General features: G+C 71.7%; 17 protein-coding genes and 1 tRNA gene. 10 read left to right on the top strand and 8 right to left on the bottom strand.

From position 1 onward, the window contains the following. Positions 1 to 227: 227 nt before the first annotated feature. A complete protein-coding gene (locus tag ACZ55U_RS25100) occupies positions 228 to 806 on the top strand; it encodes a TerD family protein (RefSeq protein ID WP_465529148.1) in 579 nt (192 codons plus the stop codon). A 146-nt stretch (positions 807 to 952) separates the two neighbouring features. Next, positions 953 to 2,050, top strand: coding sequence for a DUF475 domain-containing protein (locus ACZ55U_RS25095; RefSeq protein WP_465529147.1), 1,098 nt, complete (start codon positions 953 to 955; stop codon positions 2,048 to 2,050). A 174-nt stretch (positions 2,051 to 2,224) separates the two neighbouring features. Here ACZ55U_RS25095 and ACZ55U_RS25090 read toward each other — a convergent pair whose 3' ends face one another. Then, positions 2,225 to 3,337, bottom strand: a complete 1,113-nt coding sequence (locus ACZ55U_RS25090; protein WP_465529146.1) for a DUF2637 domain-containing protein — start codon at positions 3,335 to 3,337, stop codon at positions 2,225 to 2,227. A gap of 341 nt (positions 3,338 to 3,678) precedes the next feature. Between ACZ55U_RS25090 and ACZ55U_RS25085 the strand changes: the two genes are divergently transcribed. After that, positions 3,679 to 4,419 (top strand): Tellurium resistance, encoded by a 741-nt coding sequence (locus tag ACZ55U_RS25085; RefSeq protein WP_465529145.1) that lies wholly within the window; start codon positions 3,679 to 3,681, stop codon positions 4,417 to 4,419. Positions 4,420 to 4,580: 161 nt separating this feature from the next. On the opposite strand, the gene ACZ55U_RS25080 is transcribed toward ACZ55U_RS25085, so the two are convergent. Then, positions 4,581 to 5,774, bottom strand: coding sequence for a TerD family protein (locus ACZ55U_RS25080; RefSeq protein WP_465529144.1), 1,194 nt, complete (start codon positions 5,772 to 5,774; stop codon positions 4,581 to 4,583). A gap of 357 nt (positions 5,775 to 6,131) precedes the next feature. Between ACZ55U_RS25080 and ACZ55U_RS25075 the strand changes: the two genes are divergently transcribed. From ACZ55U_RS25075 to ACZ55U_RS25065, 3 genes are all read left to right on the top strand, one after another. After that, positions 6,132 to 7,391 (top strand): HpcH/HpaI aldolase/citrate lyase family protein, encoded by a 1,260-nt coding sequence (locus ACZ55U_RS25075; protein ID WP_465529143.1) that lies wholly within the window; start codon positions 6,132 to 6,134, stop codon positions 7,389 to 7,391. Positions 7,392 to 7,560: 169 nt separating this feature from the next. Further along, entirely contained in the window at positions 7,561 to 10,218 is a 2,658-nt protein-coding gene (locus ACZ55U_RS25070) for a phosphoribosyltransferase (RefSeq protein ID WP_465529142.1), read from the top strand. A 25-nt stretch (positions 10,219 to 10,243) separates the two neighbouring features. After that, positions 10,244 to 11,212, top strand: coding sequence for an HAD family hydrolase (locus ACZ55U_RS25065; RefSeq protein ID WP_465529141.1), 969 nt, complete (start codon positions 10,244 to 10,246; stop codon positions 11,210 to 11,212). Here ACZ55U_RS25065 and ACZ55U_RS25060 read toward each other — a convergent pair. Beyond that, on the bottom strand, positions 11,209 to 11,421 hold the full coding sequence (locus ACZ55U_RS25060) for an FmdB family zinc ribbon protein (protein ID WP_465529140.1): 213 nt from the start codon (positions 11,419 to 11,421) through the stop codon (positions 11,209 to 11,211). The two genes, ACZ55U_RS25065 and ACZ55U_RS25060, sit on opposite strands and share 4 nt — an antisense overlap. A 22-nt stretch (positions 11,422 to 11,443) precedes the next feature. Then, on the bottom strand, positions 11,444 to 12,853 hold the full coding sequence (locus tag ACZ55U_RS25055) for a hypothetical protein (RefSeq protein ID WP_465529139.1): 1,410 nt from the start codon (positions 12,851 to 12,853) through the stop codon (positions 11,444 to 11,446). 266 nt (positions 12,854 to 13,119) lie between these two features. Here ACZ55U_RS25055 and ACZ55U_RS25050 point away from each other — a divergent pair. Further along, positions 13,120 to 13,191, top strand: a tRNA-Val gene (locus ACZ55U_RS25050). Between the two features lie 79 nt (positions 13,192 to 13,270). Here ACZ55U_RS25050 and ACZ55U_RS25045 read toward each other — a convergent pair. The 3 genes from ACZ55U_RS25045 to ACZ55U_RS25035 form a co-directional block, all read right to left on the bottom strand. Beyond that, complete coding sequence (locus ACZ55U_RS25045; RefSeq protein ID WP_465529138.1) at positions 13,271 to 14,386, bottom strand: tyrosine-type recombinase/integrase; 1,116 nt, start codon at positions 14,384 to 14,386, stop codon at positions 13,271 to 13,273. Positions 14,387 to 14,706: 320 nt separating this feature from the next. Beyond that, positions 14,707 to 15,228: a hypothetical protein gene (locus ACZ55U_RS25040; RefSeq protein ID WP_465529137.1), complete on the bottom strand. Its 522-nt coding sequence runs from the start codon at positions 15,226 to 15,228 to the stop codon at positions 14,707 to 14,709. A 140-nt stretch (positions 15,229 to 15,368) separates the two neighbouring features. After that, positions 15,369 to 15,986, bottom strand: a complete 618-nt coding sequence (locus ACZ55U_RS25035; RefSeq protein ID WP_465529136.1) for a helix-turn-helix domain-containing protein — start codon at positions 15,984 to 15,986, stop codon at positions 15,369 to 15,371. Between the two features lie 255 nt (positions 15,987 to 16,241). On the opposite strand from ACZ55U_RS25035, the gene ACZ55U_RS25030 reads away from it, so the two are divergent. The 3 genes from ACZ55U_RS25030 to ACZ55U_RS25020 all read left to right on the top strand — a co-directional run bounded on the left by ACZ55U_RS25030 (position 16,242) and on the right by ACZ55U_RS25020 (position 17,024). Then, on the top strand, positions 16,242 to 16,436 hold the full coding sequence (locus tag ACZ55U_RS25030; protein ID WP_465529135.1) for a helix-turn-helix transcriptional regulator: 195 nt from the start codon (positions 16,242 to 16,244) through the stop codon (positions 16,434 to 16,436). Then, positions 16,433 to 16,663 carry a hypothetical protein gene (locus tag ACZ55U_RS25025; protein ID WP_465529134.1) on the top strand — a complete coding sequence of 77 codons (231 nt, stop codon included), beginning with the start codon at positions 16,433 to 16,435 and terminating at the stop codon, positions 16,661 to 16,663. The genes ACZ55U_RS25030 and ACZ55U_RS25025 overlap by 4 nt, the downstream gene beginning before the upstream one ends. A gap of 139 nt (positions 16,664 to 16,802) precedes the next feature. Beyond that, entirely contained in the window at positions 16,803 to 17,024 is a 222-nt protein-coding gene (locus ACZ55U_RS25020; protein ID WP_465529132.1) for a hypothetical protein, read from the top strand. Positions 17,025 to 17,094: 70 nt separating this feature from the next. Here the strand turns inward: ACZ55U_RS25020 and ACZ55U_RS25015 are convergent, their stop codons facing one another. Next, complete coding sequence (locus tag ACZ55U_RS25015; protein WP_465529130.1) at positions 17,095 to 18,591, bottom strand: glycosyl hydrolase family 18 protein; 1,497 nt, start codon at positions 18,589 to 18,591, stop codon at positions 17,095 to 17,097. Between the last annotated feature and the right edge of the window lie 124 nt (positions 18,592 to 18,715).

Raw genomic sequence — 18,715 nt, 5'->3', positions numbered from 1 at the left:
TCTTTCGTTCTCTCTACTCCTCCCCCCCCCCCCCCCCCTTTTCCCCCCCCCCCCCCCCCCCCTCCCCCCCCCCCCCCCCCGCTTTCGTGCCACCTGGTGCCGCGGCGGTCCGCCGCGCTGCGAGGATGTGAGTTCAGGAAGTTCAGCCGACCGGAACCGGTCGGCCGGGGCCACGGGGGACTACACCTTGGAAGGCGCCCCGGGAGAAGCAAGGGAGGAAGAACGTCATGGTGGTCACGCTCGCCAAGGGCGGCAACGTCTCGCTCACCAAGGCCGCGCCGAACCTGACGCAGGTCCAGATCGGCCTCGGCTGGTCGGCCCGTTCGACCACGGGCGCCCCGTTCGACCTCGACGCGAGCGCCCTGATCTGTGGTGGCGGGCGGGTGCTCGGCGACGAGTACTTCGTCTTCTACAACAACCTCAAGAGCCCCGAGGGCTCGGTGGAGCACCAGGGCGACAACCTCACCGGTGGCGACGAGACCGGCGACGACGAGGTCGTCCTGGTCAACCTCGAACTCGTCCCGGCGCAGGCGGACAAGGTGATCTTCGCGGTGTCGATCTACGACGCCGAGGCGCGGCTGCAGAACTTCGGGCAGGTCCGCAACGCCTACATCCGGGTCGTCAACTCGGTCGACGGCCAGGAGATCGCCCGCTACGACCTGTCCGAGGACGCGTCCAGCGAGACCGCGATGATCTTCGGCGAGCTGTACCGCTACGCGGGTGAGTGGAAGTTCCGCGCGGTGGGCCAGGGATACGCCTCCGGCCTGCGTGGCATCGCCCTCGACTTCGGCGTGAACGTACAGTAAGGGCGGAAATCGGACTTATCGCACCCGCTCCGATCATGAGAACAGAAGGCAGTGCGGGGGTGACCTGACCGGGCCGGCCCGGTCAGGGCGCCTCGGGGACGGGGCCGCTCCCGACACGGCCAGAACCCGAAAGGTAGCCAACTCCCGTGTTCCTCCGCACATTCGGCTGGTCGCTCGCGATCACCGCCATCGGCCTGGTCGCGGCCGGACTGCTCTGGGGAGCCCAAGGCTTCGGCATCGTGCTGATCCTCTCCATCCTGGAGATCTCCCTGTCCTTCGACAACGCGGTGGTCAACGCCACGGTGTTGAAGCGGATGAACCCGTACTGGCAGAAGATCTTCCTGACCGTCGGCGTGCTCATCGCGGTCTTCGGCATGCGCCTGGTCTTCCCGCTGCTGGTCGTCGGCCTCACCGCGAAGCTCAACCCGGCGACGGTCATCGACCTCGCGCTGCACTCCGACAAGACCCACGACGGCCTCACCTACGGCCAGTACCTGGAGGCGGCCAACCCGGCCATCGCGGCCTTCGGCGGCGTCTTCCTGCTGATGATCTTCCTCGACTTCATCTTCGAGGAGAAGGAGCACAACTGGCTGGCGTGGATCGAGCGCCCGCTGGAGAAGGTCGGCAAGCTGGAGGCCCTCTCCAGCGTCGTCGCCCTGGTCGCCCTGCTGCTCGCCTCCAACTTCTTCGCCGGGGAGCACGCGGAGACCGTGCTGCTCGCCGGGGTCCTCGGCCTGGTCACCTACCTGGCGGTCAACGGCCTCTCCTCGATCTTCGAGTCGGGCCTGGAGGCCGAGGAGGAGCGCGAGGAGGAGGCGGAGAAGTCCGGCAAGTCGCTGATCCAGGTCGGCGGCAAGGCGGCGTTCTTCCTCTTCCTGTACCTGGAGGTCCTGGACGCCTCGTTCTCCTTCGACGGCGTGGTCGGCGCGTTCGCCATCTCCAGCGACATCTTCCAGATCACCCTGGGCCTCGGCATCGGCGCGATGTACATCCGCTCGCTGACCGTCTTCCTGGTCCGCAAGGGCACCCTGGACGACTACGTCTACCTGGAGCACGGCGCGCACTACGCGATCGGCGCGCTGGCGGGCATCCTGCTGGTCGGGATCAAGGTCCACATCCCGGAGATCGTCACCGGCCTGATCGGCGTCGCCTTCATCGGGCTGGCGCTCGGCTCGTCGATCGTGCGCAACCGGCGTGAGGGCGCCGACGAGGAGCCGGAGCTGGTCGGCGCCGGCAAGCAGTAGGGGCCGACGCGCGGAACGGCCGCTCCCGGGAGTCCCCGGGGGCGGCCGTTCCGCGTTCATGGCTTTTTCGGTGTTCGTGGCCTTCGGTGCTCGTGGCGGTCGGGCTGGTGGCGTTCGATGCTCGTGGCGGTCGGATTCCGTGGCCCTGCGCGGTCCGGGCGGACCGGCGACGGGTCAGCCGAGCTGCTGCTCGATCGCGCGCAGCTTGCGCTCCAGCGAGTCGAGCTTCGGCATCGAGAGGGTGTCGTCGTCGGCCGTCAGGTCGACGGTCGAGCCGCTGCGGGACGACTCGGTGCCGACGGACGAGGCGGAGGCGGACGACGCGGACGAGTACGAGGAGCCGACGGCGGCACGCGGCCGGCGGCCGGAGTCCAGGGCGGCGGACTGGAGCGAGGTCGAGGAGGTGGCGGTGGCTTCCTCGGCTAGGGCAGGCTCCGTAGCGCTCGGGCCGTCTCCGGCAGCCGTGAGGGCGGGAACCTGGCGGCCACCGCGGGCCCGGGAGAGCATGCCGCCCTGACGGGAGATGGCCTTCAGCTCGGCCCGCTCGCGGCGGTCGGCGGTACGGGCGCGGGCCTTGGCGTCCAGCTTCGCCTGGCGCTCCTCGCGCACCTCGTCGACCGCCTCGTCCAGGCTGCGGACGTTCTCCAGCAGCATCAGCGACCAGGCCGCGTAGGTCTCGCGCGGGGCGCGCAGCCAGCGGACGATGCGGATCTGCGGCAGCGGGCGCGGCACCAGGCCCTGCTCGCGCAGCGCGGCCTTGCGGGTCTGCTTCAGCGCCCGGTCGAACAGGATCGCCGCCGAGATCGACATGCCGGAGAAGAACTGCGGGGCGCCGTCGTGGGACACGCCGCGCGGGGCGTGCACCCAGTTGAACCAGGCCGAGGCGATCGCGAACACCCAGACCAGCAGGCGCGAGCCGAGTGCGGCGTCACCGTGGCTGGCCTCGCGGACGGCGAGCACCGAGCAGAACATCGCGGCGCCGTCCAGGCCGAACGGGACGAGGTACTCCCAGCCGCCGGACAGGCCCAGGTTCTCCTTGCCGAAGCCGACCAGGCCGTGGAAGGAGAGGGCGGCGGCGACACCGGCACAGCAGAACAGCAGGGTGTAGGAGGAGATGCCGTAGATCATCTCCTTGCGGCGGCGGCGCTCCTCGCTGCGCTCCCAGGAGTCGCCGGACTCGTCCTTCTTCGAGCTCTTGAAGCGCAGCGTCGCCATCAGGACGGCGACGAACAGCAGGGCTGCGCCGCCGACGACGGTCCAGACCAGCTGTATGGAGGTCAGGTTCATTGCGGGTCGGGCCTCGGGTTTCCGCAGGGGACAGGATCACAGCGCGACACAGGCGGTCAGGACCAGCCGTGCGGGCACTGCCTGACGGTTCGTTCGTCGCCGCACGGCACACCCGCCGAGCCCGCGCAGGGGCGGACGGGACACCTGTGCGGCTAGACGATATCGCGTCCGAGGGGGCGGCATGTTACGGGAGGGCGGCCGACCGCGGCCAGTCGACCCGCCGGTCGGGCCCGTTTTGGGTAGCGGAGGGGGCGGACGGGGTATCCGATGGCCGGGCCGATGCCCGATCATTGGTCGGCGGACCGTCAGACCGCCTGGCGGGAGCAGGGGGAGAGGACGGAATGGTCTCGATCTGGGAGTACCTGCGCGGGGACAAGAGCTACACCTTCGACAACCCCGGCGGCCAGCACAAGGTCATACTCACCAAGTCGACCCCGCAGCACGCGATCACCGGGGCGGCCGCCACCACCGGCTACCTGTACGTCAACCTGCACTGGTCGATGAGCTCCGGCGCCGGCCCCCGGCCGAGCACCCGGGACTCCGTCAAGCGGTTCTTCAGCCCGCGGTTCCTGCGGCCGCAGGAACCGGACTCGCCGCAGAACAGCGAGCCCGCGAACGTCGACCTCGACCTGGCCTGCATGTACGAACTCTCCGACGGGTCCACGGGCGTGGTGCAGCCGCTCGGCGGGCTCTTCGGGGACCTCCAGAACCCGCCGTACATCAAGCTCAGCGGCGACGACCAGTACGGGGCGCCGTCCGGCGAGACGATGTACGTCAACCTGGAGAAGAAGGACAAGTTCAAACGGCTGCTGATCTTCGTCTACATCTACGACGGCACGCCGGCCTTCGAGCAGGCGCGCGCGGTGCTGACGATCGTGCCGCAGACCGGGCCCCGGATCGAGATCAAGCTGGAGGAGCGGGCCCGGGCGGCCCGTTCCTGCGCGGTGGTGCTGATCGAGAACGCGGGGGACAACCAGCTGACGGTGCGCCGCGAGGTGCGGTACGTCAACGGGTTCCAGGCGGACCTCGACCGGCTGTACGGCTTCGGGATGCAGTGGCAGCGCGGGTACAAGGGCGACTGACGGCGCGCCCGGGGGCCTCGGGGTGGGGTGTGCCTCGGGAGCGGCGCGCCTCGGGGCGGGGTGCGTTGGCGGGGCGCCTTGGGCGGGCGCCCCGGGCGGGGCGGTGCCGGGGGTGACCGGACGGCCCCGCCGGGGCGTCGGCGGGCGCGTCGTCGGATGCGTCAGCGGGGCTGGAACTGCGGGCCCTGCGGGGGCAGCGCGAAGTCCTCGCCGGCGGGCGCCGAGGGCCGGGCCGCCGGCGGCTGCGGGGGGACGGGCGGCTGCTGGCCGGTGCCGGGCTGCGGGTAGCCGTAGCCCGCGGGGTGCTGCTGCGGCGGGGCGGTGTGGCTCGGCTGGGGGTAGCCGTAGCCGGCGCCCGGCTGCGGGTACGGGGGCTGCTGTCCGGCGCCCTGCTGGGGGTAGCCGTAGCCGCCGGGGGGTTGGGGCTGGGGGTAGCCGTACCCCGTGCCGGGCTGCTGGGGGTAGCCGTAGCCGGTGCCGGGCTGGTGGCTCGGGGGCGCGGTGGGCGGCGGGGGCGTGGTGGGCGGCGCCGTGGGCGGCGGGGGCACCGGTGCGGTGCCCGGGACGGCCGCGGTTGCCGGGGCCGGGGTCGGTGCTGGTGCCGGTACCGGGGTCGGTGCGGCCGGTGCGGTGGCCGGCGGCTGGGCGGGCTCGGGCGGCGACTGCGGGACGGCCGGGGCCAGGGTGAAGGTGCCCGGCTCGGGGGTGGTCACACGCGGGTCCGGCATCGGGGTGCCGCCGCGCGGGTCGAACGCGCCGGAGGTGGTGGCGGGCGACGGGGGCGCCTGGCCCGCGTCCTCCTCCGCCTCGTCGTCCACGGTGATGCCGAAGTCGGTGGCGAGCCCGATCAGCCCGGAGGTGTAGCCCTGGCCGATCGCCCGGAACTTCCAGGCCCCGGACCGGCGGTACAGCTCGCCCGCGACGAGGGCGGTGACGTTCTCGGCGTCCTCGATCACGAACTCGGCGAGGGCGGGCGCGCCCTCGCCGGCCATGGCGTCGAAGAGCAGCAGACGCAGCCCCGGCACCGCGCGGAACGGCCCGCCCTCGGAGGAACCGGCCAGCACCACGCGGTCGACCTCGGCGGGCAGCTTGCCCAGTTCGACCTCGACCGTGTCGATGATCTCGGCGCCGCCGGAGGCCTGCTGCTTGGCCAGGTGGCGGACCAGGCCGGAGGGGTGGCGCGGCTGGTTGTAGAAGACGAAGTCGGCGTCCGAGCGGACCTTGCCGGTGGCGCCGAGCAGCAGCGCGGACGCGTCCACGTCCGGCGCACCGGGCGTGGCGCTCCAGCGCAGCACGGCGCGGACCGCCGCCGCCGGCAGTGCGATGTTGGCGCCCTTGGCCATCACGTGCGTCATAGCCGACCATCCTGCCCGTTCGCCACCCCTTCGGACAACGTGACCGGAGCGGTCCGCGTCGAGTCGGACTTTGCCAAGACTTGCGCTTTCCGAGGTTTGCCGAGGTCGTTTCCGAGCTCGCCCCCGTCGCTTCCATGATCACCAAGTGGATCGTGATGTTCCGGGAGTTCAGTGCCGGGGAACCGGGGCGGGCCGGGTCCCGTCCGTACGATGGACGGTCGAACGGCCCCCGGGGGTCCGGCGCGGGGGTGTCCCGCGGCGGCCTGCCCCGGGAACCGTGGCGCCCGGACGGCCGGTCCGACCAGGGCGTCGTCGGCAACGGGCCGCCGGCCGGTCCACTTCCTGGAGGAGAGCACCTTGCGCCATTTCGGCCACCTCGCCGAGGACGTACGCGGCCGGCTCTTCCTGGAGCAGCCGCGCGCGTTCACCGCGCGGAGCGAGCCGGCGGTGCTCGCCACCGCCCTCGGCGGCACCCTCTACAGCCCGGCCACCAGGCCCGCGCTGGCCGCCGACATCCGCAAACTGGCCGGTCGGGGCGTGGTGTCGATGGTGCTCTGCCTGGAGGACGCGATCGCCGACCACGAGGTGGACGCGGGCGAGCGGAACCTGGTCGAGCAGCTGAATGACCTGGTCAAGGATTTCACCGACCGTACACATGGCCACCCCCTGCTCTTCATCAGGGTTCGTGCCGCCGCCCAGATCCTCGACCTGGCCAGGCGACTCGGTCCGGCCGTCGAGTTGCTCAGCGGCTTCGTGCTGCCGAAGTTCACCCCCGCCAACGGCGGCGAGTACCTGGCCGCGCTGGCCGCCGCCGAGGCCGCCACCGGGCGGCGGCTGTTCGCCATGCCGGTCCTGGAGTCCCCCGAACTCGCCCACCTGGAGACCAGACGGGAGCAGCTCTTCGGCATCGCCGACCTGCTCGCCGGCCACCGGGAGCGGGTGCTCGCCGTCCGGCTCGGGGTCACCGACCTCTGCTCCGCGTACGGCCTGCGGCGCTCGCCGGACCTGACCGCGTACGACGTGGCGCTGGTCGCGGCGGTGATCGGGGACGTGGTCAACGTGCTGGGCCGGGCGGACGGCACCGGGTACACCGTCACCGGGCCGGTCTGGGAGTACTTCCCGGTGCAGGAGCGGATGTTCAAGCCGCAGCTGCGCCGGACGCCGTTCGCCGCTGCCACCGTCGTCGGGGCCGGGACGGGGACGGGGGGCGGGGCGAGGACCGGAGGCGGCGCCGGGGCCGGGGCCGGGGTGCTCCGGGCTTCCGGGGAGGAGGTCCGCCGGCGGATCATCGAGCACGACCTGGACGGGCTGATCCGGGAGGTCGAACTCGACCGGGCCAACGGCCTGCTCGGCAAGACCTGCATCCACCCCAGCCACGTACCCGCCGTGCACGCCCTCTCCGTGGTCACGCACGAGGAGTACTGCGACGCCCTCGACATCCTCCGGCAGGAGCAGGACGGCGGCGGAGTGCTGCGCTCGGCGTACACCAACAAGATGAACGAGGCCCGGCCGCACCGGGCTTGGGCGGAGCGGGTGCTGCTACGGGCGGAGGTGTTCGGGGTGGCCCGGGAGGACGTGAGCTTCGCGGAACTGCTGTCGGCCTGCCTGTGCGGCTGACTCCGTTCCCGGGAGCGCGCCGCCGAACGCTCCCCGGAGTGTTCCTCCCGGTGAGCCCGAACCGTTCCTCCCCGTTCCCGCAGCGCGGATATGACGAACGCACGAATGCAAGGACGTGCTGACGCGCTGACACACGGACGCACTGACGCGCGAACGCACTCGCGCGGGAATGCGCGAACGCACGCACGCGGTACATCGCACCATCGCACCATCGAAGACAGGACCAGCAGTGACAGCAACCCCGCAGACGTGGACCGGCCGTTGGGTCGCCGACCGGGCCGGGATAGCGCTCACCGGCTCCGAGCGCCTCCCCGAACTCGTCGGCCTCGCCCTGCGCGCGGGCAACCCGAAACGCGCCCACCTGCTGGTCTCCAACGTGCTCGGCAAGCACGTGCCGCAGCGTCCCTCGGTGGTCCACGGCACCGGGCTCGAACTCGGCCGCCGGGTCCGCGAGCTGCTCGGCCCGCGGGCCGCCGCCCGGACCGTCGTCCTCGGCTACGCGGAGACCGCCACCGGCCTCGGCCACAGCGTCGCCGACGGCCTGGACGCCCCCTACCTGCACTCCACCCGCCGCCCGGTGCCCGGGGTGTCGCCGCTCGGCGGCTTCGAGGAGGAGCACTCGCACGCCACCTCGCACCTGCTGCTCCCGGCCGACCCCGGACTCCTCGCCGGGGACGGCCCGTTGGTGCTGGTGGACGACGAGTTCTCGACCGGCCGGACGGTGCTCAACACCATCCGCGACCTGCACGCCCGCCACCCGCGCGGGCACTACGTGGTGGTCGCCCTGGTCGACCTGCGCTCGGCGGCCGACCGGCGCCGGCTCGACGAGGCCGCCGCCGAGCTCGGCGCCCGCCTGGACCTGGTGGCCACCGCCAGCGGCGGCGTCGAGCTGCCCGAGGACCTGCCGGCCCGGGCCGAACGGCTGATCGCGGAGGCGGCGCCGGTCGACGTGCCCCCGGCGGACGGCGCCGCGCCGCTGGTCCGGGTGGACCTGGACTGGCCCGCCGGGCTCCCGGACGGCGGCCGGCACGGCTTCACCGTCCGCGACCGCGCCCGGCTGGACGCCGTACTGCCGCGCCTGGCCGGGCAGTTGGCCGAGGCCCTGCCCGCCGGGGCGGAGCGGGTGCTGGTGCTCGGCTTCGAGGAGCTGATGTACGCGCCGCTGCGCCTGGCCGGCGCCCTCGACGACCGCCTCGGCGGCGACCGGGTGCGCTTCTCCACCACCACCCGCTCGCCCGTCCTGGCGGTCGACGACCCCGGCTACGCGATCCGCACCCGGCTCGCCTTCCCCGCCCACGACGACCCGAGGGACGGCGGCTCGACCGAGCGCTACGCCTACAACGTCGCCCCCGGCCGCGACCGGACGCGGCGCTTCGACGCCGTGGTGCTGGTGGTCGACGACGTGGCCGACACCCCGGCGCTGCACCGGGGGGAGCGCGCGCTGCTCGGCCAGTTGCGGCGGGTGACCGACCGGGTGGTGCTCGCGGTGCTGCCCTCGCACCGGCCGGCGGGGGCTGCGGGCGGCCCCTCGGTGCTGCCCTCGCACCGGCCGGCGGGCGTTGCGGGCGGGCTCCCGGCGCCTTCGCCGTTCGCGCCGGCCGCCTCTCCGCTGCCCGCGCCGCTGTACGGGCCGGCGTTCTCCTCCTACCCGGCCGAGGAGGTGGCCTGGCTGCTCAAGGACCTCTCCGGGATCGCCCTGGAGGCCCCGACCGAGGAGCGCGAGGAGGCCGTCCAGAACGGCGGCGCGCACTACGCGGAGTCGCTGCCGGTCGAGTACCAGCCCAGCCCCGAGTACCAGGAGCTCTTCCACCAGGCGCTGCGCGGCTCCGCCGACCGGATCGCGCTCGGCGTCGGCACCGTCGCGGAGACGTTGCTGCGGGAACGCGGCCCCGGCCTGGTGCTCGCCTCGCTGGCCCGGGCCGGCACGCCCGTCGGCATCCTGGTCCGCCGCTGGCTGGCCTTCGCGCACGGCCTGTCCGTGCCGCACTACGCGGTCTCGATCGTGCGAGGCCGCGGCATCGACCCGGTCGCCCTGCGGTACCTGGCGGCCCACCACAACGCGCGGGACGTGGTGTTCGTGGACGGCTGGACCGGCAAGGGCGCGATCACCCGCGAACTCGCCGACGCCCTGGCCGGAACCGGCTTCGACCCGGACCTCGCGGTGCTCGCCGACCCGGGCCGCTGCGTGCGGACGTACGGCACCCGGGACGACTTCCTGATCCCGTCCGCCTGCCTCAACTCCACGGTCTCCGGTCTCATTTCGCGCACCGTGCTGCGGCCGGGGCTGATCGGCCCGGACGACTTCCACGGCGCCAAGCACTACGCCGACCTGGCCGGGAGCGACGTCTCGGCGGTCTTCCTGGACACGGTGGCCGCCCGCTTCGGCGAGGTGCGGGCGGCGGCGGTCGAGCGCGCCGAGCGGCTCGCCGCCGACCCGCACCGGGTGCCCGACTGGGCCGGCTGGGCAGCCGTCGAGCGGATCAGCGCCGAGTACGGCATCGACAACGTCAACCTGGTCAAGCCCGGCGTCGGGGAGACCACCCGGGTGCTGCTGCGCCGCGTCCCCTGGCGGATCCTCGCCCGGCGCGGTGCCGGTGCGGACCTCGACCACGTCCGGCTGCTCGCCGCCCAGCGCGGCGTCGTGGTCGAGGAGGTGGACGGCCTGCCGTACACCTGCGTCGGTCTGATCCACCCCCGCTACAGCCGGGGCGCGACCGGGGCGGACGGGCGGGCCGTGACCGGGGTCGAGGGGTCGGCCTTGGTCGGTGGCGAGGGGCGGGCCTTGGCCGGGGTCGACGGGCGGGCCGTGACCGGTGGCGGGCTGTGACCGAGGAAACGGGGAGGGAATCCTGATGGGTGTTCTGGTGGCCAGCGACCTCGACCGGACGCTGATCTACTCCGAGCGGGCCATGGTCCTGGACACGTCGGACCGGTCCGCGCCGCGGCTGCTCTGCGTCGAGGAGTACCAGGGCCGGCCGCTGTCCTTCATGACCGAGCGGGCCGCCGCCCTGCTCGCCGAACTCGCCCGGCGGGCCTGCTTCGTCCCGGCCACCACCCGGACGCCGGAGCAGTACGGACGGGTCCGCCTGCCCGGCCCGACGCCGGACTGGGTCCCCGCGTACGCGATCTGTGCCAACGGCGGGCAGCTGCTGGTGGACGGCGTGCCGGACCGCGACTGGCGGGCCGAGATCACCGGGCGGATCGCCGCCGGCTCGGCCCCGCTGGAGGAGGTGGTCCAGCGGCTCGCCCGGTGCGCCGCCCCGGAGTGGACGCGCAAGCGGAGCGTCGCCGACGAGCTGTTCGCCTACCTGGTGGTCGAGCGGGCCGCGCTGCCGGAGGGCTGGCTGGCGGAGCTGACCGGCTGGTGCGCCGAGCGCGGCTGGACGGTCTCCCTCCAGGGGCGCAAGGTGTACGCGGTGCCGGTGCCGCTCACCAAGAGCGCGGCTCTGGCCGAGGTCGTCCGGCGCGCCGGCGGGGGCGGTGGCGGCGGTGGCGGTCACGGGGACCGTGGAGGGGCGGACAGCGGCGGCGGTGGTACGGACGGCGGCGTGCTCACCGTGCTGGCGGCCGGAGACTCGCTGCTGGACGCGGACCTGCTGCTCGCGGCGGACGCGGGCTGGCGCCCGGGGCACGGCGAGCTCGCGGACAGCGGCTGGACGGCCCCCGGCGTCACCGCCCTGGCGGAGGTGGGGGTGACGGCGGGGGAGGGGATCGTCCGGCGGTTCCTGGCCGCGGCTTCCGCTGCTTCCGGCGGGGGTGCCGCAGGTAGGGGTGTCTCCGGTGCGGCCGGTGTCTCCGTCGGTTCCGTGGTCTCCGGCTAGCCGCAGCACCCGCCGCCGCAGCAGCCGCCCCCGCTCGGGGCCGGCTGCGGGGCGCCGCCGGCCGCGCCGGTGACGGCGACGGTGGACAGCAGCTTCACGGTGTCCTCGTGGCCCTGCGGGCAGACGGCGGGGTCGTTGGCCTGGGCCATCGGGCGGCGGAGCTCGAAGGTGGCGCCGCAGGAGCGGCAGCGGAAGTCGTAGCGTGGCATACCGGCAGAGTACCGACCGCGCTCAGTGCTGCTGGCCGAGATCGCCGCGAATCATGCCGATCACCCGCGCCGCGGTGTCCCGCACCGCCGCCAGCTCGGTCAGGAAGTGCCAGTAGTCGGGGTGCCGGCCGGCCGCCTCCAGGGTGGCCACCGCGCGGTCCAGCCGGGCCACCGACTCGTCCAGCGGGCCTGCGTGCCGGGGGTCCGGCGCGCTGCGCCCGGCCATCGCGAGGCGCTGCGCGTCCCGGATGGCGAAGCGGGCCCGCTCGACCTCCCGGCTGGGGTCGTGCTGCACCTCGTTCAGCTGCCGCAGCCGGTCGTTCACCGCGAGCACCGAGCCGTCGGCGGTCTCCAGCAGCGCGCGGACCGTACCGATCGCGGCGGTGGCGTCCGCCCAGCGCTGCTCGTCCCGGGCCCGGGCGGCCTCGGCGAGCTTGCGCTCGGCGGCGCGCCCGGTCTCCGCGACCTGGTCCGGCACCCGCTGGAGGTCCTGCCAGCAGGCGGTGCTGAACCGGCGGCGCAGCTCGCTCAGGGCGGGCGCGACCGTCTCGGACTTGGTCTCCAGCGCCTGGATGCGGGTCCGCAGGCTCGCCACCCGCCGGTCGATCTCCCGCGCCCGCTCCGGCAGCTGCCCGGCGTCGGCGGCGATCGCCTCGGCGCGCCGCTTGACGTCGTCCGCGCGCCGCAGCGTGTCCGCGACGCCGTGCCGGGCCGGGCCCTCGTTCAACCGGCCGAGCTCGGGCGCCAGTTCCGCCAGCCGGGCGGCCAGGTCGTCCGCCCGCAGACCGGCACCGCGCACCTCGTCCAGCGTGTTGCTGGCCGCCAGCAGCGCGCGCTTGGCCTGCTCGACCGCCGGGGTGACCCGCATCAGCTGCTGTTCGGCGTGCTGGACGGTCGGCTGGAGCCGGCGCAGGAAGTCGTTCAGCTCCGCCCGGGCCGAACCGAGCTGGCCCTTCACGTCCTCCAGCTGCCGCTTGGCCTGCGCGGCCGTGCCCGCGTCCAGGGTTTCGCTGTCCAGGTTGTGGGCGTCGAGGGCGGCGAGGTAGTTCACGGTGACCTGATCGACCCGGCCGGAGATCGCCGCCAGATCGGCCAGCGCGCGCTGCGCCGCCGGGCCCTCCTCGGCCGCGCGGACGGTCTCCACCGCGAGCTGCACCTCGCGCTGGGTCTCCTCCAGCTCGTAGAACGCCTCCTGGGCCGCCGCCCGGGCCTCCCGGGCCTGCGCCCGCCCGCCCTCGCCACCGCCGCGCCGGCCCCACCAGCCGCCGCTCCCGGCCGACGCCAGCACCACCGCCCCCAGCGCACCCGCGAGCACCACCGGCAACACCAACGCGTCGGCCGCCGCACTCCCCGCCCGACGCCGCCCCCGCCCGCTCCCGTCGGCCACCGCCACTGCGCGCTCCCTGTTCCGACCCGCTGATCCGTGCCCCATTCTCCCCGATCCCCCCGCCGCCCCGTCACCCCCTCCCACCCCGCCGACCCCCTCCCGCCGCGCCCGCGCCCTCGCTCCACTGCCTCCCACCCGGGCGCCCGGCCCCCACCACTTCGGCTGACCCGTCACCCTCTGCGGCCCTGTCCGCCCCCTCCCGTCGCGCCTGTGCCCTCGCTCCACTGCCTCCCACCCGGGCGCCCGGCCCCCACCACCCCCCGGGACCAGGTACCCTAGGCTCTCGTTGTGCGCCCGCCGGGCCACGACGGGGGCGCGTAGCTCAGTGGTAGAGCGCTGCTCTTACAAAGCAGATGTCGGCGGTTCGAAACCGTCCGCGCCCACAGCAAACATGCAGGTCAGAGGGCCGTGGTGACAGCTCGAAGGAGCTGACACCACGGCCCGAAACACATTTAGAACACATCACGCCGCAGCGGCGTCGGCGGCTGCCTCCAAGGCAGCCACTTCGGCGGCGAGCTTGGCCGCCTTCTTCTGCGCCTTCTCGGCCTTCTTCTTCGCCAGCTTGAGCACCTTCGACCGTTGGCTGTCGAGCCGGTCTGACACCTCGTCCAGACGGTCCGGCCAGAGGTGACCGTACGTGTCCAGCGTCAGGGTCGCGGTCTTGTGTCCGAGCATGGTCTGGACCACCTTGACGTCGGCGCCGCTGGCGATCGCCAGGGAAGCCGCAGTGTGCCGCAGTTTGTGAAGCGTGATGCCGAGGTCTGCCAGGCCAGCGCTCTCCAGAGCCTTCTTGAATCGCCGACGTGTGAAGTTGCCGACGATCAGCTTTCCGCCCTCGGGGGCTGTAAAGAGAAGGTCGTCCGGATTGCGGTCGGCCATCAGCAATTCGAGTTCCTTGAGAAGGAATGCGGGCACCGGAACCGAGCGGCGCTCATGGTTCTTCGGAGTGTCGAGGTATAGGCCACTTTTGTCTCGGCTCCACGTCTCGGCGATCCGAACGCGTCGGGTGGCAAGGTTTACGCGACTGATTTTGATTGCGGTGGCTTCGCCCCAGCGGACTCCGGTATAGGCAAGAAATAGGATCAGCGTCCGATACTCGCCGCAGGCGTCAGCGAGGTTTTCCACCTGCATGTTGTCCAGGTAGACGTGCTCCGGCGGGACGTAACGAGGGAGCGGGATTCCGATTGCCGGGTTATAGGCAATTCTGCGGGCGCGAACCGCATAGTCCAGCACTCCCTTGAGGACGACGTGTATCTTCCGAATGGAACTAGCGGAGAGGGGCTTTCCGCTGGATACGGAGTCTGCGAGGATGTCACCGAGCCACTTGGCGATGCCGTCGAACTGGATGCGAGCGACCGGAGTTGATCCCCATTTGGGGATCACGTATGTGTCCAGTGCGATTCGGTACCTGGCGCGGGTCGAACGCTTCACATTGAGCTTGGCTGTGAACCACTCTTCCGCAACCTCTGCGAACTTCGTGCGGCCTGCGGATGGGTCTCGGTAGGTTCCATTGCCGAGTTTTTCCTCCAGCTCGGTCCGAGTGGCTTCGGCATCGACCTTGCGCTGGACGGTCTTCATGCGTGCCTGGCCGTCCGGGTCGTACCATCGCACGCGGTATCTGCCGGGAGCCGTGCGTCCGCTGGACTTTGCCTTTGCTACTGCCGACTTGAAGTCGGCATGGTTAATTCGGTCTTCTATCCAAACGCGGGACATAAATCACCTGGATCTGCTTTGCAGTGTTCATGGTCATATCCATTCCTTCTTTCTGCCCGTTCGAATGCGCGAATTCTGCCGCATATCGGGTTGCATGGTTTATCGGTGATCCGCGTGCGCGCCGGCAGTGACGGCATCGCGACGCGGAAGAGCGGGGTCCGGCGACTGGGGCGTTGCGTCGGGGGTTAGGCCGGCCGCGGGATCGGCCGGATGCCGAGCGCCGGGTTGCTGGGCAAGTGCCCGTGGCGGACGGCGTGTTCTAGGGCCCGCTTGAGCGCGGCGAGGACACTGTTGATCGTGGCGGCGCTGAGTTGGTCCTCGGCGTGCAGGGCCGACATCAGGCGCTCGACGTCCGCCCGCGTGATCGTGATGGCGAGCCTGCGTCCAAGGCGCGGCAGCACGTGCCTGTCGAGCGGTCGGCGGTTCGGGAACCTCGGCGCCCCAGGCCGGGGAGACCGCACCGGGAGGGAGGACCAGCGGTCGACGAGATCGCCAAGCGTCAGTGGGGCCCGGCCGCGGGCGATGTCGACGCGCACAGCTGCTGCGAGGTGTGCGGTCGGCAAACTCAGGCTGTGGAACGTGCCCGCATCGTCGCGCCAGCGCACGCGGTAGCGGGCGGGAGGGGTGCGGCCGGCCGTACGAGCGCGTGCGGCGGCCAGCAGGTAGTCCGCGTGCTTACCGCGGTCCTCGATCCGAGCGTGGAGCATGGTGTGCTGCCAATCGTTGATGAGTGCATGCCATAAGACTTCCTCTTCTCTGCCCGTACGGGTGCGGGACCGGTCGGTCGCGCAATCGGGTTCGCTGAACTGGCGCTACGGCCGTGCCGAACGCCTGGTGATGCAGGGCCCTACTTCGAGCCGGAGTCGTCCGGGTTGAGTAGGGCAGCGAGTTCCTCCGGGCTTGCGCCCGACCGAACCGCAGCGTTGATCTTCGCCATGGTCGCCGCCATCTCCGAGTTGAAGGCTGCGGTCATCGCGGCGGCCCGGTCCTGGAGAACCGAGCTGGTGAAGTCGGCGAGGGCCTGTTGGCTGTCGCCAGCCGGCCTCTGTTGGATGGCTGTTGAGTAGAACTGCCTGGAGTCGCTCTGGGGCAACGCCTTCTGCCCACAGAACCACTCCATCAGCAACTCGCCATCGCTGACTGCCACTTCTGGAGTCAGCAGAATCGTCGTGCCAGGTTCGGCCTCTTCCGGAAGGCCCAGCAGATGCATCGGCGAGATGTCCAACGCCACTGCGAGGGCCACGACTTCGTCGATCGACAGCTCGCGCCGCCGAACGCCGTTCGCGTCACGCCGACCCGTCTCGATGTTGGCCAGGACGGGGGCCGTCAACTTCGTCGCGCCAGCATCGTGGCAGGCGGCTGCTAGCTGCTTCATGGTCCACCCGCGTCGATTCCGGGCCGCCTTCACCCGAAGCGCCACTGCGTCGCTCACCGACAGGGCCGGCGGGGCCGAGTCGCTCGACATCTGGCCTCCTTGCTTGTCGTATCGGCGACTCTACTCATCACCTCTCGATTGCGCAATCGACAACTTCGCAACGCCCAGTGAGTGTCGATTCGACAGGCGCCCCTCGGCGGGCGCCGAGAACCTGGACATGGTTGTCGAAACGACAACTTTAGATGTCGTATTGACAATGAGACTGGCACTGCCCGATGCTCATCTCGGTTGTCCAAACGACAAGCAAGGTTGTCGAAATGACACATGGACGAGATGTGAGTGCTCATGAGTACGGACAGGTTGTGGACCTTGAAGGAGCTTGCGGAGTTCCTGGGCGTGCCGACGCAGACGATCTACCAGATGAACTGGAAGGGCACCGGTCCGCGGAGCTACAAGGTCGGTCGGTGCAGGCGGTACGACCCGCACGACGTGCGGCAGTGGCTGGAATGCCGCTCCTCCGACACGGGGAGCAAGCGATGAAGCGACAGCGCTGCACGACTCGCCGCCCGTGGTGGTCCGTGGACGACGCGGCGATCTACCTCGGCATCACGAGCACGGACCTGCGGGACCTGGCTGCTGTCGGCACCGGCCCCAGGTACACCGAGAGCACTGACGGCCTGCGGCGCTACCGGCCGTCCGACGTGAGGCTCTGGGCCTCGGCGGGCCTGGTGCGCGACAGCTGCGGATGGAACAGGAACGCGCGATGACGCGACGGCGCGCCAGCGTGCCCCCTCGCCAGTCGACCAGCCCAGCGGGATGCCCACGCGCGCCCCGCCCACCGTGACCGGAACTGCGCCTCGCCACAGACCGGCGCCGAAGCTGCCCCCCATCACCGCAGGAGTCACCATGAACAACAACACCTACGACCGCTACGCCGAGCAACCTCCCGCCGCCTGGATAGGCCGGCACTGGATGGCGACGACCAAGGACGGCTCCGGCCAGTACCTGCGCGGACTGATCATCGACGTGCGCCCCGGAGGTGTTCACGTCCAGTGGCCGCCTGCGGACGGCCAGGATGAACGTGCTGAGTGGGCCACCACTGACAGGGGGACGCTGGCCAGAGACTGAAGGCAGTCAGAGGGCCCAGCCGCTGTTTGCGGCTGGGCCCTCGTGCCGCTCCTGGCGAGCGGATGGCGGGTCAGTTGTTGCCGGTGACGTACAGGGGCTTCATGTCGATGACCGTGGTGGTCACGGTGTGGCCGAGCCCTTCCCGGGCGGCGTTGGCGAGCAGGCCGGTGTCGGCGTCGGCGCGCCAGGCGTACAGGCCGCCGAGCTTCTTGGCGCGGGCGTACTCGGCCTTGGCCTTCACGGTGCGCGGGGTGTCGAGGGAGATGAACACGCCGTTGGCGGGGTTGTGGAGGAAGTCGGCGTCGGCGACGGTGTCGGTGTGCAGGGTGAAGCCGTTGCGGCCCTTGCCGCCTTCCAGGTCGAGGTAGTTGCGCAGGATGTCTGCCAGCTCGCTCACGCCTGACTCGAACGAGCCGACCACGGTTTCGATGGTCGGCTCGTGGGTGCCCTTGAGGGGTGAGGTCTGCTGGATGTTGGCCTGCTGGGTGTTGCGGGTGTGGGTGGCGTAGGCGAGGTGGATGGCGCCCGGGGAAACCTTCAGGTCGCCGGTCAGGTACGTCACGGCAGTGTCCACGCTGGACTGGCCGGCGCCGGCCCGCAGCGGGGTGTGGTGGCCGAGGGTCTCAGACCAGGTGCCGAAGAAGTCCAGGGCCAGGAGATTGATGCGCTGAGCGCCGGCCTCGATGAGGAGGGGGACGTTCATGGCCTTGATGCTGTCGACGGTCCCGGGCACGGCGATGGCGATGGCGGCCTTGGGGAGCTTCTGCTTGACCGTGCGGATGAGCTGGGCGTAGTTCTCGGGGTCCTCGGGCCCGTAGGCATTGGAGGAGGCGCCGGCGGAGCCCGGGTACTCCCAGTCGAGGTGGAGAGTGCTGAACATGGGGAAGGCGGTGAAGATCCGGGCGACGGAGTCGGCGAACCGCCCGCGGCTCTCGGGTTCCTTGGCGATGTGGTGGAACGCCTCGCTCATCGCCCAGCCGCCGACGTTGAGTCCGACCTTGAGGTCCGGGTTCTTCTTCTTGAGGGCGGCGACGGCGCCGAGCAGGCCGTGGGCCTTGTCCTGGGTGAAGTTGGCCGCGGCGTCCTCGCTGAAGTATCCGTCGAAGCCGAAGCCGATCCAGGCGAGGACGTCGCCCCAGGAGTCGGTGAAGGTGACCTGGCCGCGGTCGGTGCCGAGCTTGAAGTCCCGGGCCGCCTTCTCGATCGCGTCCTTCCTCTCGCCCTGGTCGCCGATGATGCCGACGCCGCCGATGACGAGCTCGTCGAAGGCGCCGGCGGGGATGCGGGCGATGTCCGCACCCCGTCCACCGGTGGCGAAGTCGCCCTCGTCGTAGCGGTAGTCGTAGGTGGAGTCCGACGCCAGGTATCCGGACAGGGTCAGGCCGTTGCCACCCTGGTAGGTGTTGAAGACCGTCTTCGCCGACCGGCGCGGGGTGTAGGACAGCCTCGTGGTCTCCCTCGCCGGATCGAAGCGGTTCTCCTGGTAGGTCTTCTCGGCCGCGCCCGTGCCCCGCACGCTGCCGTTGACGTCGATGCCCGGGTCGGAGGCGTTGACCAGCTCGCTCATGACGAAATCCCCTCGGTTGCCCACACGATGCATACGGTGGCCGCCGGACGCGCGGCGGCGCAGGCAGGGGCGACGTGGTCGAGGCCGTGCGGTTCGCCCGTACGCCCGTTCCAGCCCCTGCCCG

This window comes from Kitasatospora sp. NPDC034533, assembly GCF_055575155.1.
Note: the sequence above shows the minus strand (reverse complement) of the source record. Positions and strands in the feature narration are given on the sequence as shown.